Consider the following 17,298-nt stretch of genomic DNA (forward strand, 5'->3'; position numbering starts at 1 on the left):
CGGGTAAACCGCGTGCACAGCGGTTAGAATCGCCGCCTGTTTTATCGGGATGCAATCATGTCCGACGTCCACAACGCCCAGCTCGACTGGGACGAACACGGCCAGCCACTGTCGCGCAGCTATGGCGACGTGTACTTCTCCCGCGCCAACGGCCTGGAGGAAACCCGTCACGTCTTCCTCGCTCACAACCAGATCGTCGAACGCTGCCAGGCCCTGCCGGCCGGCGGGCGCCTGGTGATCGGCGAAACCGGCTTCGGTACCGGACTCAATTTTCTCTGCGCCTGGCAAGCCTTCGCCGAGCATGCTCCGTGCGATGCGCGGCTGCACTTCGTCAGCGTGGAGAAATTCCCCCTGACCCAGACGGACCTGCAGCGCGCCCTGGCCCTGTGGCCGGAGCTGGCACACTACGCCGAGCAGCTGCTGGCGCAGTACCGCGCCATCCATCCCGGCTTCCAGCGCCTGCTGCTCGATGGCGGCCGCGTGGTGCTGACGCTGATGATCGGCGACGTGCTGGAATGCCTGCCGCAGCTGGACGCCAAGGTCGATGCCTGGTTCCTCGACGGTTTCGCCCCGGCGAAGAACCCGGAGATGTGGACGGATGCGCTGTTCGCCGAACTGGCGCGGCTGTCGGCGCCCGGCGCCACGTTGGCCACCTTCACCAGTGCCGGTTTCGTCCGACGCGGGCTGATCGCTGCAGGTTTTGCCGTACTGCGGATCAAGGGCTTCGGCCACAAGCGCGAAATGCTGGCCGGCCCGTTCCAGGCGCAGCAGATGCAGCGCACGGTGCCCTGGTTCGCCAGACCGAGATTGACGACGGGCGAACGCCAGGCCGTGGTAATCGGCGCCGGCCTGGCCGGTTGCGCCACTGCCGCCAGCCTGGCCGCACGCGGCTGGCGCGTCACCCTGCTGGAGCGCCATGACGATGTCGCCCGCGAGGCTTCAGGCAACCCCCAGGGCGTGCTCTACCTGAAACTGTCAGCCCATGGCACCGCGCTGTCGCGACTGATCGTCGCCGGTTTCGGCCATACCCGCCGCCTGCTCGAACGCCTGCAGCGCGGCGTCGACTGGGATGCCTGCGGTGTGCTGCAACTGGCCTTCGACGCCAAGGAAGCCGAGCGTCAAGCCAAACTGGCCGCGGCCTTCCCGAATGACCTGCTGCACGCGTTGCCCCAGACCGAAGCCGAAGATCGTGCCGGCATCGGCCTGCCAGCCGGCGGCCTGTTCTACCCGGATGCCGGCTGGGTGCACCCGCCCGCGCTGTGCCGGCAACTGGTGCAACATCCGTTGATCGAGCTGCGTCCCTATCAGGAGGCACTGAGCCTGAGTCGGCAGGATGATCGCTGGTGCGTCGAGGGGCAGAACGGCGTACTGGCCGAGGCGCCCGTGCTGGTCTTGGCCTGCGCCGCCGAGATTGGCCGCCTGCTGCCGGAGGCGAACCTGCCGCTGAAGCGTATTCGCGGGCAGATCAGCCGTCTCCCGGCCAGCACGGCCAGCAGTACGCTACGCACGGTGGTCTGCGCCGAAGGTTACGTTGCACCACCGCGCGGCGGCGAACACACCCTGGGCGCCAGCTTCGACTTCCATAGCGATGATCTGGAGCCCAGCGTGGCCGAGCACGCCGGCAACCTCGAGCTGCTGCGGGAGATTTCTCTCGATCTGGCCGAGCGGCTCGATACGCAATCGCTCGACCCAGCAATGCTGCATGGCCGCGCGGCGTTTCGCTGCACCAGTCCGGACTACCTGCCGCTGGTAGGCCCGCTGGCCGAGCAGCAGGCCTTCAATGAGGCCTACGCCGTGCTGACCAAGGACGCCCGCCAAGTGCCGGAAACGCCCTGCCCCTGGCTGGATGGCCTGTACATCAACAGCGGCCATGGCTCGCGCGGTTTGATCACCGCGCCGCTGTCGGGCGAGCTGATCGCCGCCTGGCTGGAGGACGAGCCGCTGCCGGTGCCACGCGACGTTGCCGAGGCCAGCCACCCCAATCGCTTTATGCTGCGCAAGCTGATTCGCGGGAGCTGATCGACGGTGCGCGCGGCGCACTCTTCCGGGTCTACCGCGCTTAGGCCCTAGCCTCGGTAAGCACTGGCTTGGGCTTGCGAAACACCAGCACGTTACCCAGCATCACCAGCCCCAGGCCGAGCAGTGCCGGGGCCGTCCATTGGTAGCCCTCAGCGAACACCGAGATGTTCAGCGCCACCACCGGGAATAGCACCGTGCAGTAGGCTGCGCGCTCCGGGCCCATGCGCCCGACCAGAGTCAGGTAAGCAGTAAAGCCAATCACCGAGCCGGGAATCGCCAGATACAGCAGCGAGCCGACATAGCGCGCGTTCCATTCGAAGGCGAACGGCGTGCCGCTGACCAGGCAGATGCCCACCAGCATCAGCGCGCCATAGAGCATGCCCCAGGCATTGGTGGTCAGCGGCTTGAGCCCGGCCTTCTGCTGCAGGCTGGAGAGCATGTTGCCGGCCGAGAAGAACAGCGTGCCGCACAGCGCCAGGCCGATGCCCAGCAGGCTTTCGCGGCTGGTTTCATGCCCGGCCAGCTCCGGCCAGAACAGCAGGCCAAGACCGGCCAGCCCCAGCCCGCCGCCGAGCAGCACGTTGGCAGCGATGCGCTGCTTGAAGAACAGCCGCGCATTGATCGCATTCCACAGGGTAGCGGTGGAGAAGATCACCGCGATCAGGCCGCTGGGTATCCACTGGCTGGCGGTGTAGAAGCACAGGAAGTTGAGGCAGAACAGGCATAGCCCCTGCAACAGGCAGATGCCCTGACCACGGCGATCCAGCGGCTGCAGGCGGCCGCTGAACCAGAGCATGGCGAACAGCACTGCCGAGGCCAATGCGAAGCGATAGGCGATGGAGGCGGCGACGGCCACCTCGCCCATCTGCAATTTGATGGCGATCCAGGTCGTGCCCCAGATCAGTACGGTAAGCAGGTAAAGCGACAGGTTCATGGCATCCTCCGAAAACTGAGTCCAGTCTGAAACCCGTACGCACCGAGCGCTTGCACAAAGTTGCGCATTTATCGAAGCGCCACCCTTGCCTGCCATCGCGCCCCAAGGCTTATCATTCCCGTTTTGCTAGCCAGGTCATCACCGCCGCATGCTTTCCGCCGTCGCGCGCTACAAACAACTGCTGTCCAGCGCCCTCGCCCGCTACTTCCCCCGCACCACCGCCTACCTGCGCGCCGAGCGCGAAGCTGCGCAGCCGCGCAAGCCCGTACGCAAACAAAACAAGAAGAAATCCACCGCCAACAAGAAAGCCAGCAGTCGCAAGACCCCCAGCGGCAAGCCTGGCCCCGTCGGCATCTACCCCGCCGCCCGCCTGAAGATCGAAGATGCCCAGGTGCAGGCCATGCGCGAGCGCGTGGCCGAAGCGGTAAGCGCCGGGCTGATCGGCGCACCGTCGGAGGAGCAGTGGGCGATGATCCTCTGCCGCGCGCCGCTGGCGCGCATCTTCGCCGGCGCCGGCTCGGGCAAGTCGAGCACCCTGGTACTGCGCGTGGTGTTCCTGCTCTGCCACCTGGACATCGAGCCGAAACGCCTGACGGTAATCTCCTTCACCAACGCCTCCTGCCACGAGCTGCGCGAGCGCCTGCAACGCCTGCTCGACTTCTGGCACTACCCGCACGATGCGCGCCAGTGCGTACGCACCTTCCACGCCGCCATGGCGACGCTGGCCAAGGAAAGCCTGGGCAACCCGCGCTGGTTCGAGCAACTGGACGAGCCCGGCGACGAACCGGACAACCCGCTCGCAGGCACGCGCCTGCGTCCAGCGCAGCAGCGCCTGCTCAAGCAGGCCTACCAGAACGCCTACGCCGACGACGCGCGATTTCGCGCCCTGACTCACCGTCTGCTCAAGCTGCCAGCGCCCGAGGAGCCGCCACAGGGCAAGGCCAAGGTACCGCTGGATGCCTGCAAGCTGCCCGGTGAATTCGCCGCTCTGCCGCTGTTCGAGCTGCTGCACGGGCAGATCGACTTCGCCGAGAGCCTGGGCATCCGTCTCGACCGCCTGGACGTGAAAGCGCTGGGCTGCGGCCTCCGCGAGCGCGATTTCATCGAGGCCATGCAGCGCTTCCACCAACAATTCAGCGCCCTGCTGCACAGCCAGGGGTTGAGCAGTTTCAACGGCGCGTTCGCGCAGTTGAGCGAGCGCCTGAGCAGCGACGGCGGCAAACCCGGCCCCGCCCTGCTCGCCTTGAGTCACTTGCTGATCGACGAATTCCAGGACATCTCGCCGCAGATCGTGCTGTGGTTGCAGGCCGTGCATCGTCGCCTGCACGCTGCGGGCGAGCGTATCAGCCTGATGGCCATCGGCGATGACTGGCAATCGATCTACGGCTGGCGCGGCAGCTCGCCGGAGCTGTTCATCGATTTCGACCGGCACTTCCCCAGCCGCGGACGCGGCAAGAGCACTACTCTGCTGCTGGGCACCAACTACCGCAGCATTGAGCCGGTGATCCGCGATGGCGAAAAAGTGCTGGCCGAAGTGCACAACAAGCAGGCCAAGACCTGCGTCGCGGCCAGGGCAATGCAACCGGGCGACCACGGCGTCAAGCTGATCCAGCGCTTCGACCTGGCCAACGGCCTGCCGCGCTTGCTCGAAGAAATCCGCGCGCAATGCGCCCATGTCGCCAGCCGCTCCGGCGCCGATCGCACCGCCGTGCTACTGCTCAGCCGACGCAACGAGCCGCTGCAGCAAGTACGCGCACAACTGGACAAGACGCTGCCGGTCAAGGCCCTGACCATCCACCGTGCCAAGGGCCTGCAGGCCGAGGTGGCGATCATCCTCGACGACTGCCTGCCTGTGGACAAACACCCGCTGCGCAACGCCCTGTACGCCCAGAGCGGTTTCTTCGCCGGCAGCTACGACCAGGCCATGCAGGACGAAACCCGGCGTCTGGCCTACGTGGCCATCACCCGCGGCGTAAGCCGGGTGCTGTGGTACACGCGCAAGGCCCAAGGCGCCACGCAGTGCTTGGCAGCGAGCCGGCCAATCGCGCAAGCTGAGGGCTGATCGGTACTTCGGGCATTTCCATGGACAAACTGCTGGCTCTGCGCACCTTCGTCGCCACCGTTCGCTGCGGCGGTTTTTCCGCCGCGGCGCGGCAACTTGGGCTGGCCACCTCGTCGGTGACTCGCGCGGTCAATGCCCTGGAACAGGAGCTGGGCTGCGTACTGCTCAACCGCAACACGCGGCAGATCAGCGTCAGCGAGGCCGGGCGAGACTACTTCGAGCGCGCCCTGGCCATCCTCGATGCGCTGGACGAAGCAGACGCTGCCGTGGCCGATAGCGGCGGCGATGTGCGCGGTCGGCTGGCCGTAAGCGTGCCGGTAGAGTTCGCTCGTCGGCTGATCGCACCGCGCCTGGGCGAATTGCTCGAACGACACCCACAACTGGAACTGACCCTGCGCGTCACCGACGAGGTAGTCGACCTGCTCAGTCAGCGCATTGACGTTGCCCTACGCCTGGGCTCGTCGATCACCAGCGACGATGTGGTCAGCCAGCGGGTCGGCAGTTTTCGCCGCTGGCTGGTGGCGAGCCCGCAATACCTCTCGCGCACGCCTGCCATCGAGCATCCCGAGGCGCTGCAGACCCATGCCTGCCTGCAGTTCGATTACGGCCAACCGACCCGCTACTGGCGCTTCGAGCAGGACGGCGAACTGCTTCAGGTTCCGGTAACCGGCCGCCTGCTGAGCAACAACGCCGACATCTTGCGCCAGGCGGCGCTGGCCGGTCAGGGCGTGGCCCTGCTGGCCGACTGGCTGGTGCGCGAAGACGTCGCCAGCGGCCAGCTGCTGCGTCTGCTGCCCGAGCACGAGGTCGCCCCAGGCCCACACGACGGTGCCATCCACCTGCTGTACCTGCCCAACCATCGCGGCTCTATACGCATCGCCGCGTTCACGGCGTTTCTGCAAACGGTACTGGAGTGACTCATTGCGCAACGCGCAATACAGCGTTGCCGGCGCGCTGGATTATCCTTACTCCGCTCTGTCCCTAACCTTGAGTCTCCAGGCCAAACCACCACGGAGACTTCAGATGGCCCCTTCCTTGTTCGATCCCGTCAGCCTCGGCGACCTGCAACTACCCCACCGGGTGGTGATGGCGCCGCTGACCCGCTCACGTGCCGAGCAACCCGGCAACGTACCGGGCGCGCTGAATGCCGAGTATTACCGCCAACGCGCCAGCGCCTCGCTGATCATCAGCGAAGCCACGCAGATATCCCGCCAAGGCCAGGGCTATGCCTGGACGCCAGGCATCCACAGCCGTGAGCAGATCGAAGGCTGGCGCCTGGTCAGCGACGCCGTGCATCAGGCCGGCGGACGCATGTTTCTGCAGCTGTGGCATGTCGGCCGCGTTTCCCACCCGAGCCTGCAACCCGGCGGTCGTCTGCCAGTAGCCCCAAGCGCCATGCCGGTGCCCGGCCAGACCTTTATCGAAGACGATAGCGGCCAGGGTGTGTGGAGCGACATTCCCGTTCCACACGAGCTGAGCGTCGATGAGATCTGCAACATAGTCGCCGACTACCGCCAGGCCGCGCGCAACGCCCTGGAAGCGGGAATGGACGGGGTGGAAATACATGCCGGCAACGGCTACCTGCTCGATCAGTTCATCAATTCCAACAGCAACCAGCGCCGCGACGGCTACGGCCAGAGTATCGGCAACCGCGCGCGCTTCCTGCTCGAGGTGGTCAAAGCGGTGTGCGAGGAAATCGGCGAGCAGAAAGTGGCCGTAAGGCTGACGCCCATGGGCCGCTTCATGGGCATGGGCGACGACACCCCGGCAGCCACCTTCGGCTACATCGTCAGCGAACTGAACCGCTGGCGCCTGGCCTATCTGCATCTGGTGGAACCGGCGATTGTCGGCACTCAGCTCGATGAAGACAGCGATCCAGCCTGGGATCGCATCATCCGTCAGCTGCGACGCAGCTGGAACGGCGTGCTGATACTGGCTGGCGGCTACGACCTGCACAGCGCACGTCGCGCCCTGGCAGAAGGTCGCGCCGATCTGATCGCCTTCGGCCGGTTGTTCATTGCCAATCCGGATCTGCCACAACGCCTGCGTCAGCAAAGCCGCCTGAATGCGCCGGACAGCAGCAGCTTCTTCGGCGGTGGCGCTGCCGGCTATACCGACTACCCAGCCCTGAACGCCTGAGAGATATCATGACAAGTCAGACTACCTCGCTCACCCGCGAATCTCCCGCCCTGCCCCAGGCACTGGTGCTGCTGTTCGCCCTGTGTTGCGGCGCCATCGTCGCCAACCTGTATTACGCCCAGCCAATCATCGAGCTGATCGCCCCGGATGTCGGCCTGGGCGCCGAGCGCGCCAGCCTGATCGTCTCGCTGACGCAGATCGGCTACGCACTCGGCTTGCTGTTCCTGGTGCCCCTGGCCGACCTGCTGGAAAGCCGTCGGCTGATGCTGATCACCACTGTCGCTGCCCTGCTCTGCCTGGCGGCCGCAGCGTTCGCCACGCAACCGGATCTGTTCCTCGCCCTGGCGCTGCTGATCGGCCTCAGCTCGGTCTCGGTGCAGATGCTGATTCCGCTGGCTGCCAACCTGGCGCCGGAGGCCAGCCGTGGCCGCGTGGTGGGCAACATCATGAGCGGTCTGCTGCTCGGCATCCTGCTGGCGCGGCCGCTGGCCAGCGTGGTGGCCGGCGAGTTCGGCTGGCGTGCTGTGTATCTGATGGCGGCAGGCCTGATGCTGGTGATCGTGGCCGTGATAGCCACCACTATTCCGCGCCACGCCCCCAGCCACAAGGCAAGCTACGGGCAACTGCTGGCCTCGCTCGTGCATCTGCTGCGCCGCTATCCAACGCTGCGGCGTCGCGCGCTTTATCAGGGCTTGATGTTCGCCAGTTTCAGCCTGTTCTGGACGGTAGCGCCGCTGGAGCTGGCACGCCACCTGGGTATGAGCCAGCAGGATATCGCCCTGTTCGCCCTCGCCGGCGCCATCGGCGCGGTCGCAGCGCCCATCGCCGGGCGGCTCGCCGACGCCGGCCATACCTGGCGCGCCAGCCTGGTGGCGCTGGTCCTGGCGCCGCTGGCCTTTGCACCCAATCTGCTCAGCGCCGGGCTGGGCTGGATCGGACTGGTCGCCACCGCCATCGTGCTGGATTTCGCCGTACAGATGAGCATGGTGCTGGGCCAGCGCACCATCTATGCCCTGGAGCCGCAAAGCCGCGCGCGGCTCAATGCGCTGTACATGACCAGCATCTTCGTGGGGGGCGCCATCGGTTCGGCGCTGGCCAGCCCGGTCTACGAACGTTTCGGCTGGTCGGGCACGGCACTGCTGGCCGCCGGGCTGCCGCTGCTGGCCCTGCTGATATTCGTTGGCAAAGAGGAGTGAGGAGATTCGCGACGCAAAAAACGCAGGCAATAAGGAAATCGCTGGGAACGCTTTTGGAGTCGCTTGCAACGGCCTGAGGGGTTGCCGCCAAGGCCGGTATTTACTCGTGCAAAACCGACATTTCCGCCATCCCTTGCGGTCAATCGCAGGCAACAAAAAATCGTCGGGAACGATTTTTGACGTCGCGTGCGACGGCCCGAAGGGTTGCCGCCAGGGATGGCAGGCAACAAAAAACCCGCCTAAGCGGGTTTCCTCCCAACCACCCGACATCCTGTCGGTAGCCATCTTGGCCTGGTCATCTTCCTTGATCCTCAGCGCTCCGTCGCTGCAGGGGATGTGTGTAGATTAGAGATCGCCCCGAACCGGCAACAGTGGAGGTTGCCGCTTAGGCGTGTAAGCCTTTTGCCATAGCCAGCCGCTTCAGCGACCGATCATGCGTGCCAGCACGTCCTCGCCACCCTGGCGGCGATGGATGAAGGCCATGGCCGCGTGGCCGATTACCATGAACAGCAACAGCCAGCCCAGGTTGCCGTGCAGCAGGCTGGCCGGCGCGATCATCCATTCGACCTTGCCATCGAAACCCGGCATGACGCTCATGCCGAACGCGACGAACTCACGGCCCGAGCCGTACTGGCGCAGCAGCGCAATGAAGGGAATGACGAACAGCAGCCCATACAGCGCCAGATGGCCGAGACTCGCCAGGGTGCTGACCGCCGCCGGCCGGCGGTTGCGGCTGCACAGCGCCCAGATCAGGCGGATCACCACCAGCACCATGAGCACCAGGCCCGTGGCCTTGTGCGTGCCCCAGGCGAACGCCTCCAGTGCGCTGTCTTCCAGCAGCGCGTGGGCCAGCACGGTAACGAACTGCCACCCCAGCAATACGGCCATGCCCCAATGCAGCAGGCGGGTAACGGCGCCATAGCGCTGCGCGGAATCATGCAGATTCGACATCGTGGTTCCTCTCCAATGTCATCGATGAAAACGGTATTCAGGTTCGGCAGCCAAACGCTGCGGTCCGAGCAAAGACCCGATCCAGACGCAATGGTGCCGTGCTGCCGGGCTCGGGTGCACCTGTAGATGTTAGCGGGTATGTCAGAAAGGCATCACGACACGCCCCCGTCAGGCGGGGGCGTGTCGGATGATCAGGCGTCGCGCAGCGCTTCGCGCCAGGCGTGGTGTTGCGGCTCTTGCCAGATACGCGCATGCAGGCGCGCCATGCCGTCGGGATCGTTGAGCAGGCGCCAGCGAGTCGCCTCGACCTTGCCTTGCGGCCCGGCGTTGAGGATTTCATCGATACGCTCGTCGCGCAGCGCTTCGGCGGCAGGCACCACCTTGGCATGGCGGGCACGCGCCATGGCGCAGACCAGGGCGTTGTAAAGCGGATCGACCACGGCGCGGAGGAAGCCCCGATGCAGCGCACGCGAGCTGTTCAGCTGCTCGTACTCGGAGGTATTGCTCAGCTCCACCGGCACCTTGTGTTCTTCCGGAATCAGGAACAGCTTGCTGCGCCGCGTTGCCAGGCCCGGTGCCGTGCGGCTGGTCAGCACCGAGACCGCCGGCGACAGCACCAGGGACACGACGATGGGTGCCAGCCACCAGAGGAAGTCCGGGTTGAGCCAGGCCACCAGCGCCGTCCAGCCGATACCGATCAGCACCTGGGTACCGTGACGGCGGAAGGCTTCGCTCCAGGGCGTCGAGTCATCCACGCGCTGCGGCGAGTTCCACTGCACCGACCAACCGAGGAAGGCGGCGGTGACGAACAGGCTGTGGAACAGCATGCGTACCGGCGCCAGCAACACCGAGCAGGACGCCTCCAGCAGCATCGACAGCAGCACGCGCGTGCGACCGCCATAGGCCTCGGCGCCCTTGATCCAGATCAGCAGCACGCTGAGCAGCTTGGGCAGGAACAGCAGCGTCATGGTCGCCGAGAACAGGGCGATGGCCTCGTGCGGCTGCCAACGTGGCCACAACGGATAGAGCTGGTTGGGCTGCAGGAAATACTCCGGCACCATCAGCGTGTGGATCGCCAGCAGGCAGGTCGACAGCACCAGGAACAACAACCACAACGGCGCCGAAAGGTAGGACATGACGCCGGTGAGGAACACCACGCGATGCACTGCGTGCATGCCGCGCACCAGGAACAGGCGGAAGTTCATCAGGTTGCCGTGGCACCAGCGGCGATCGCGCTTGAGCTCGTCGAGCAGGTTCGGCGGCAGCTCCTCGTAGCTGCCCGGCAGGTCGTAGGCGATCCATACACCCCAGCCGGCGCGGCGCATCAGCGCGGCCTCGACGAAGTCGTGGGAAAGGATCGCACCGGCGAAGGAGCCGGTACCCGGCAGTGGCGCCAGGGCGCAGTGCTCGATGAAGGGTTTGACGCGGATGATCGCGTTGTGCCCCCAGTAGTGCGACTCACCCAGTTGCCAGAAGTTGAGGCCGGCGGTGAACAGCGGCCCATAGACGCTGGTGGCGAACTGCTGCAGACGCGCGTACAGGGTGTCCATGCCCGACGCCTTGGGCGCGGTCTGGATGATGCCGGCGCCGGGGTTGGCCTCCATCAGGCGCACCAGGCTGGTCAGGCAATCACCGCTCATCACGCTGTCGGCATCGAGCACCACCATATAGCGGTAGTTGCTGCCCCAACGCCGGCAGAAGTCGTCGATGTTGCCGCTCTTGCGTTTCACCCGGCGGCGGCGACGGCGATAGAAGATATGGCCGAAGCCTTCCACTTCGCGGCACAGCTCCATCCAGGCCTGCTGTTCGGCCACGCAGATATCCGGATCGTTGCTGTCGCTGAGAATGAAGAAGTCGAAATGTTCGAGTTGTCCGGTAGCCTTGAGCGACTCGAAGGTCGCGCGTAAGCCGGCGAATACTCGCGGGACATGCTCGTTGGCAATCGGCATCACCAGTGCGGTTCGCGCGTTTGGCGAAATCGGCTCGTTGCCGCAGCTGGTGGCCGAGATGCTGTAGCGATCACGCCCCTTGAGCAGCTGGAAGAAGCCCATCAGCGCGGTCCAGAAGCCCATCGACACCCAGCAGAACAGCAGGGCGAACAGCGCCAGGATGCTGGTCTGCACCACGTACGGCAGGATCTGCCTCGCCGATTCGCGCAGCGGCTGCTCGAACACCAGGCCCAGATCGACCAGCGACCAGCCCTGATAGGGCAGCACCGACTTCATGTACCAGGTGGCGACCACGGTCTGCGTGATCATCAATACCAGCAGCGCGGCACGGCGTACCGCGGCGACATGCCGCCAGCGTTCCTCGGCGAAGTCCTCGCTTTCGCGCGTACGCGGTCGCGGCGCCGACTTCTCGCCCTTCAGGCGGCGCCAGCCGCGCTGCAGGATATTGGTCTGCCAGGGCTCCGGCACCATGCGCGTGCGCTTGATCGGCGGCGTCGAATCGATGGTCGGGCGACCCTGGTGATCCTGCACGATGCGGCAGCCGCGCTCCAGTGCATCCGGCCAGCCCAGCGCCAGCCGCGCTGGCACCGAGTCGAGCATTTCGCGGGTTTCTTCCTGGGGCTCGGCTGCTGCCTGGTCGTCCTCGTGCAGGGCACGGTGCAACGTGGCGAGATCGCCGCCCTCCTCCTCCACGCGATGGGCCAAAGCCTGCTGCCGCTCGTGATCGAGCGGCAGTTCATCCAGGTAATCCTGGATCTGTGTAGCGTCTAGGCTGTTATTCATGGGAAGGCAGCTGATAGCTCCAGGTTTCCGACACAGGCTTGCCGTCCTCGACCAGCGCGGCACGCATCTCCACCGGCTGCGCCGGGTTCTTCACCTTGACCCGCAACATCAGGCGCCAGCCCTTGCTCACCGGGTTGTAACGCAGGCTGTCTTCCAGCAACTCGGCGTTGTCATCGACGCTGACCTGCACCTGCGGCGCGGCATCGGGCGAACGCTTGGCCAGTTCCTCACCGACGAAGTCGACCACCAGCGCAGTACTGCCATCGGCCTGACGAATCAGGTTGGCCTGCTTGATGTCGCCCTCGGACAGACGGGTCTGACTGACCATGGCCAGTTGTGGATCGTGCAGCTTGGCATCGTCACGGCTGAAGTGTAGGCGATAGGCCACATCCAGCGACTCACCCGGTGCCGGCAGCTTCTCCGGGCGCCACAGGGCGACGATGTTGTCGTTGGTTTCGTCCGGGGTGGGAATCTCCACCAGCTCGACATGGCCAGCGCCCCAGTCACCGACGGTTTCCACCCAGCCGCTCGGGCGCAGCTCGTAGCGGTCGTCGAGATCCTGATACTGGTTAAAGTCGCGGCCACGCTGCATCAGACCGAAACCGCGCGGGTTGTCGATGCGATAGCTGCTGACGTTGAGACGCTGCGGGTTGTTCAGCGGGCGCCAGATCCACTCACCATTGCCGGCGGCAATGGCCAGGCCATCGGAGTCATGCAGCTGCGGACGGTAGTTCGGCCGCGGCCAGGGCTGGTTGGCGCCGAACAGGTACATGCTGGTCAGCGGCGCGATGCCAAGCTTCTCGACGTTCTCGCGCAGGTAGACCTTCGATTGCACGTCGAGCACGCTGTCGCGGCCCGGCTTGATCTCCATGCGATAGGCACCGGTGGCGCGCGGCGAGTCGAGCAGTGCGTAGATCACCAGGCTACGGCGATCCGGTTGCGGCTTCTCGATCCAGAACTCGGTGAACCGCGGGAATTCCTCGCCGGACGGCAGCGCGGTATCGATCGCCAGCCCGCGAGCGGAAAGGCCGAACACCTGGCCCTTGCCGACGATGCGGAAGTAGCTGGCGCCGAGCACGCTCATCACTTCGTCGTGGCGGCCGCCGGTGTTGATCTCGTTGATCACCTTGAAGCCGGCGAAGCCAAGGTCCTTGAGGTCATCCGGGTTCAGTTCGAGATCGCCGAAGTCGAACATCGACGGGTCGTACTTGATCTCCTGGGTACCTTCGGCGGTCACTTCGTTGATTTTCACCGGCAGGTCGAAGTGCATGCCCTGATGGAAGAAGTACAGCTGGAACGGCAGCTTGTCGTCGCGCCAGTGCGCCTTGTCTTCAACGAAGCGAACTTTCTGGTAATCGGCGAAAGGCAGTTGGCGCAGCGCAGCCGGCAAACGGCTTTGCGGGGCACCATAGCGTTCGGCGGCAAGCTCCTTGGCCTTGACGGCCACATCATCCAGCTCGAAGGCCCAGCTCTGGGCAGCGAACAGCAGAGGGAGCACACAGAGGGCCAGCTTGGCGGCCTTGCCCATACGGGCTCCAGAACAACGACTCATCGACACACAGCCTCCAGGGCAACACGTACTGACGGGCAGCGGCCAGCCCAAGGGGCGGTCGCTGCGGAGAGTTGAAATCAGGCGAATGGTACAAAGACAACGCGAGCGCAATGCAGACAGCCAACCGGACGGCGGCGTCTCCGCATGCGCGGATTCTTTCTGCGCATTATTACCAGATCGTGAAGTCCGGCACAGGTGCTCGCGCGAGTATATTTTCCGCCTCCTTGGGCCACACCTTCATTGGCGTGGCAACAGTTCGAAACGCGCCTCCTGCACGCTCTCCGAATCCAGCCCCAGCTGGACCCGAAAGGCACCCGGCTCGCTAACTTGCTGCAGGCTGGCGTCATAGAAACGCAGCATGGTTTCGTCGATCTCGAAACTCAGCTCACGCGCCTCACCTGCTTCAAGCTTGACCCTTTGAAAATCCTTGAGTTCCTTCAACGGACGGATCACCGAGGCGGCCTCGTCATGCAGGTAAAGCTGCACCACGGTGGCGCCAGCCCGTGGCCCGGCGTTCTTCAGGGTGACGCTGACACGAATCTTCTCGCCCGGTTTCATGCGCTCGGCAGACAGCCTCGGCGCCGAAAGTTGGAAGTCGCTGTAGCTCAGGCCATAGCCGAACGGGTAAAGCGGGCCGGTGGGCTCCTCGAAATACTGCGAGGTGTAATTGCCGGGCGTGCCGGGGCCGTACGGGCGCCCCAAGCGCAGGTGGTTGTAGTAGGTGGGAATCTGCCCGACCGAGCGCGGGAAGGTGATCGGCAACTTGCCGGAGGGATTGTGCTCGCCGAACAGCACCTCGGCGATGGCATGGCCGCCCTCGATGCCGCTGTACCAGGTTTCCAGCAGCGCATCGGCGTTGGCCTTCTCCCAACTCAGCGCCAAAGGACGGCCATTCATCAATACCACCACCAATGGCTTGCCAGTGGCCTTAAGCGCACGCAAGAGCGTCTGCTGACTTGCCGGCAAATCCAGGCGCGTTCGGCTTGACGACTCATGCGACATGCCCCGCGACTCCCCCACTGCGGCGACGATGACGTCGGCCTGGCTGGCCACGCGTACCGCCTCTTCGAGCATCGTCTGCGGCGTGCGCGGGTCCGGTACCACCTCCGGGCGATCCCAGTTGAGGTGGTTGAGGTATTCGATCACACGAGCGTCGTCGGTGACGTTGGCACCCACCGCATAGAGAAGTCTGCCCTGGCTGGCGAGCGCCACTTCCATGCCACTGCGCAGCGTCACGGCCTGCTCGGCGACACCGGCTGCCGACCAACTGCCGAGCATGTCCAACTGCGCATCGGCCAGCGGACCAACCAGCGCGACGGTGGTGTTCTTGCTCAGTGGCAGCGTGTCATCGCGGTTTTCCAGCAGTACCAGAGAGTCGCGCGCCATGGCCCGAGCATCGGCGCGGTGCAGACGACTTTCGGCATTGACGTCGGCCGGGTCATCCTCGGCGCGGCCGATGCGGCGGAACGGATCGTGAAACAGGCCCAGGTCGTATTTGGTGTTGAGCACATGGGTGACGGCCTCATCCAGCACGCTTTGCGGCACCGCGCCACTGCGTACCAGCTCTGGCAGTTCCTGCCCATACAGGGTATCGGCCATGCTCATGCCGACACCGGCGGTGACGGCCAGCCGGGCAGCCTCGCGGCCATCCGCGGCAACACCATGGCGCAGCAATTCGTCGATCGCGCCGTGATCACTGAGCACCACTCCCTTGAAGCCCCAGTCACGCCGCAGCAGGTCACGCAACAACCAGCTATTGGCCGACGCTGGTACACCATTGACCGCATTCAACGCCCCCATCACCCCGCCCGCGCCGGCGTCGATGGCGGCGCGATAAGGCGGCAGGTAATCCTGGTACATCCGCATCGGGCTCATGTCGACCACGTTGTAGTCGCGCCCGCCCTCCACTGCGCCGTACAGGGCGAAGTGCTTGACGCTGGCCATGATGCGCTGCGGATCACTTGGATCGTCGCCTTGGTAGCCGCGTACCATGGCGGCGGCGATACGCGAGACCAGATGCGGATCTTCGCCGAAACTTTCGGAGATACGGCCCCAGCGCGGATCGCGGGAAATATCGACGCTCGGCGCGAAGGTCATGTCCAGGCCGTCGGCGCTGGCTTCGAAGGCCGCGACCCGGGCGCTGTTCTCGATGGCCGGAATGTCCCAACTCGAGGCCAGCCCCAGGCCGATGGGGAAGGTGGTGCGGTGGCCGTGGATGACGTCGTAGGCGAAGAACACCGGGATACCCAGGCGGCTACGCAGCGCGGCCTCCTGCATCGGCCGGTTCTCCGGGCGCACCACCGAATTGAAGGTTGCGCCGATGCGCCCTGCGGCCATCTCCTCGCGAATGCGTTCGCGCGGCATGTCGCCGCCGATGCTGATCAGGCGCAGCTGGCCGACCTTTTCCTCCAGGGTCATGCGCCCGACCAGGTCGGCGATGAAAGCCGATTTGTCATCGATGGACGGAGCGGCAGCCAGCAGGCCGGGGGAGATCAGAACGGAGGCAAGAGCGAACTGGCGCAGGAGTTTCATCGGGAGCGGCATCCGGGATGCGAATCATTGTTTGAATGGCCGCCACGATACTCCGAGTCCTCGCGCCGCGCCGCGGGTTAGTGCAAAAAAACTTAAGCACCAGTCAAAGGCGTTCCAGAGGTTACGACCCCAGACTTGCGCAAACTTGCGCATTTTTTTCGCCGCCACTGGTTTTGCCTGTCGGCAGGCGTAGCATGGCTGCATTCGGGAGAAGGTGATGGCGCAATTCGAACATCTGCAGGTATTCCAGAGCATGAGCCGCTCGCCCAATGCGCGGCTGCACGCGATGGCCGAGCTGGGCAACGGCATGGCCGTGGCGCGCTGGAGCAATGCCCATGACGCACGCGACTACCTTGCGCCAAGCCATCACACGCTGTCCTGCTATCTGAGCGGCGGCACCGGCACCTTTCGCCGCGAGCAACCCGGCCACAAGGGCGCGCCGGACAAGCTGTGCATCCTGCCGGCCGAGCACCAGTCGGCCTGGATCATCAACGGCGAGATTCAGCTTGCCCACCTCTATATAGAACAGGAGCAGTTCGCCCTCGGCGCGGTCGCCCTGCTCGACCGCGAACCACGCAGCCTGCAGCTTGAGGAAGCGACCTTTCTCGAAGATGCCGAACAAGCGGCGCGCTTCCGGCAACTGTGCACCCTCGACTGGCAGGAACCGGGCGAACGCCTGCTGGCCAGCAGCCTGGCCCATCAGTTGCTCGACCATGCCCTGCTCAATCAGGTCGGCCAACGCCAGGGCCTGCGCCTCAAGGGTGGCCTGGCACCGCTGCAACGCCGGCGTGTGCGCGAGTTCATCGAACAACACCTGGAAACGCCGTTACCACTGAGCCAACTGGCCGCGCTCTGCGCCCTGTCCGAATATCACTTCGCGCGCATGTTCCAGAGCAGCTTCGGTCTGCCACCGCATCGCTATGTGCTGGCCCGGCGCCTGGCTCGCGCCTGCCAGATGTTGCGTCAGCCGCAGCCCTCGCTGAGCGAGGTGGCGCTGGCTTGCGGCTTCGCCAGCGCCAGCCATTTCAGCAACCGTTTCCGCCAGGCGCTGGGCGCCACGCCGCGTCAGTACCGCGCGGCATTCTTCTAACAACCTTTCATCCTCCACGGTGGGTTCACTCGCCCTACCGTCGACAATCTCCGCGCCACGCCTGCTAATCGCCGCACAGCTATGCGAAAAT

The 17,298-nt window shown here is 65.1% G+C and carries 11 protein-coding genes; 6 read left to right on the plus strand and 5 right to left on the minus strand.

From position 1 onward, the window contains the following. Window positions 1-57: 57 nt before the first annotated feature. Window positions 58-2,019 carry a bifunctional tRNA (5-methylaminomethyl-2-thiouridine)(34)-methyltransferase MnmD/FAD-dependent 5-carboxymethylaminomethyl-2-thiouridine(34) oxidoreductase MnmC gene (gene mnmC, locus P3C50_RS09495; RefSeq protein WP_275545821.1) on the plus strand — a complete coding sequence of 654 codons (1,962 nt, stop codon included), beginning with the start codon at window positions 58-60 and terminating at the stop codon, window positions 2,017-2,019. Between the two features lie 40 nt (window positions 2,020-2,059). Here the strand turns inward: mnmC and P3C50_RS09500 are convergent, their stop codons facing one another. After that, window positions 2,060-2,953: a DMT family transporter gene (locus P3C50_RS09500; RefSeq protein ID WP_275545822.1), complete on the minus strand. Its 894-nt coding sequence runs from the start codon at window positions 2,951-2,953 to the stop codon at window positions 2,060-2,062. A 148-nt stretch (window positions 2,954-3,101) separates the two neighbouring features. On the opposite strand from P3C50_RS09500, the gene P3C50_RS09505 reads away from it, so the two are divergent. The 4 genes from P3C50_RS09505 to P3C50_RS09520 all read left to right on the plus strand — a co-directional run bounded on the left by P3C50_RS09505 (window position 3,102) and on the right by P3C50_RS09520 (window position 8,350). Next, window positions 3,102-5,015, plus strand: a complete 1,914-nt coding sequence (locus P3C50_RS09505; RefSeq protein WP_275545823.1) for a DEAD/DEAH box helicase — start codon at window positions 3,102-3,104, stop codon at window positions 5,013-5,015. Window positions 5,016-5,035: 20 nt separating this feature from the next. Further along, window positions 5,036-5,932: a LysR family transcriptional regulator gene (locus P3C50_RS09510; protein ID WP_275545824.1), complete on the plus strand. Its 897-nt coding sequence runs from the start codon at window positions 5,036-5,038 to the stop codon at window positions 5,930-5,932. Window positions 5,933-6,038: 106 nt separating this feature from the next. Further along, the gene (locus P3C50_RS09515) at window positions 6,039-7,154 is read left to right on the plus strand and encodes an alkene reductase (protein WP_275545825.1); all 1,116 of its coding nucleotides are present in this window, start codon (window positions 6,039-6,041) and stop codon (window positions 7,152-7,154) included. An 8-nt stretch (window positions 7,155-7,162) separates the two neighbouring features. Beyond that, window positions 7,163-8,350, plus strand: coding sequence for an MFS transporter (locus tag P3C50_RS09520; protein WP_275545826.1), 1,188 nt, complete (start codon window positions 7,163-7,165; stop codon window positions 8,348-8,350). Between the two features lie 420 nt (window positions 8,351-8,770). Here P3C50_RS09520 and P3C50_RS09525 read toward each other — a convergent pair whose 3' ends face one another. The 4 genes from P3C50_RS09525 to bglX form a co-directional block, all read right to left on the minus strand. Continuing rightward, complete coding sequence (locus P3C50_RS09525) at window positions 8,771-9,301, minus strand: cytochrome b (RefSeq protein ID WP_275545827.1); 531 nt, start codon at window positions 9,299-9,301, stop codon at window positions 8,771-8,773. 191 nt (window positions 9,302-9,492) lie between these two features. Continuing rightward, window positions 9,493-12,033 (minus strand): glucans biosynthesis glucosyltransferase MdoH, encoded by a 2,541-nt coding sequence (gene mdoH / locus P3C50_RS09530; protein ID WP_275545828.1) that lies wholly within the window; start codon window positions 12,031-12,033, stop codon window positions 9,493-9,495. Continuing rightward, window positions 12,026-13,561, minus strand: a complete 1,536-nt coding sequence (locus tag P3C50_RS09535; RefSeq protein ID WP_197856161.1) for a glucan biosynthesis protein G — start codon at window positions 13,559-13,561, stop codon at window positions 12,026-12,028. The genes mdoH and P3C50_RS09535 overlap by 8 nt, the downstream gene beginning before the upstream one ends. A gap of 261 nt (window positions 13,562-13,822) precedes the next feature. After that, window positions 13,823-16,117 (minus strand): beta-glucosidase BglX, encoded by a 2,295-nt coding sequence (gene bglX / locus P3C50_RS09540; protein ID WP_275545829.1) that lies wholly within the window; start codon window positions 16,115-16,117, stop codon window positions 13,823-13,825. A gap of 217 nt (window positions 16,118-16,334) precedes the next feature. On the opposite strand from bglX, the gene P3C50_RS09545 reads away from it, so the two are divergent. Then, window positions 16,335-17,207 (plus strand): helix-turn-helix domain-containing protein, encoded by an 873-nt coding sequence (locus P3C50_RS09545; RefSeq protein WP_275545830.1) that lies wholly within the window; start codon window positions 16,335-16,337, stop codon window positions 17,205-17,207. The last annotated feature ends 91 nt before the right edge of the window (window positions 17,208-17,298 follow it).

The organism is Pseudomonas sp. Marseille-Q0931, from assembly GCF_940789645.1.
Lineage (GTDB): Bacteria > Pseudomonadota > Gammaproteobacteria > Pseudomonadales > Pseudomonadaceae > Aquipseudomonas.

Coding starts and splice junctions, on each gene's coding strand:
- P3C50_RS09520 (WP_275545826.1), top strand. CDS start 7,163: ATGACAAGTCAGACTACCTCGCTCACCCGCGAATCTCCCGCCCTGCCC.
- P3C50_RS09515 (WP_275545825.1), top strand. CDS start 6,039: ATGGCCCCTTCCTTGTTCGATCCCGTCAGCCTCGGCGACCTGCAACTA.
- P3C50_RS09545 (WP_275545830.1), top strand. CDS start 16,335: ATGGCGCAATTCGAACATCTGCAGGTATTCCAGAGCATGAGCCGCTCG.
- P3C50_RS09500 (WP_275545822.1), bottom strand. CDS start 2,953: ATGAACCTGTCGCTTTACCTGCTTACCGTACTGATCTGGGGCACGACC.
- bglX (WP_275545829.1), bottom strand. CDS start 16,117: ATGAAACTCCTGCGCCAGTTCGCTCTTGCCTCCGTTCTGATCTCCCCC.
- mdoH (WP_275545828.1), bottom strand. CDS start 12,033: ATGAATAACAGCCTAGACGCTACACAGATCCAGGATTACCTGGATGAA.
- P3C50_RS09525 (WP_275545827.1), bottom strand. CDS start 9,301: ATGTCGAATCTGCATGATTCCGCGCAGCGCTATGGCGCCGTTACCCGC.
- P3C50_RS09505 (WP_275545823.1), top strand. CDS start 3,102: ATGCTTTCCGCCGTCGCGCGCTACAAACAACTGCTGTCCAGCGCCCTC.
- P3C50_RS09510 (WP_275545824.1), top strand. CDS start 5,036: ATGGACAAACTGCTGGCTCTGCGCACCTTCGTCGCCACCGTTCGCTGC.
- mnmC (WP_275545821.1), top strand. CDS start 58: ATGTCCGACGTCCACAACGCCCAGCTCGACTGGGACGAACACGGCCAG.
- P3C50_RS09535 (WP_197856161.1), bottom strand. CDS start 13,561: ATGGGCAAGGCCGCCAAGCTGGCCCTCTGTGTGCTCCCTCTGCTGTTC.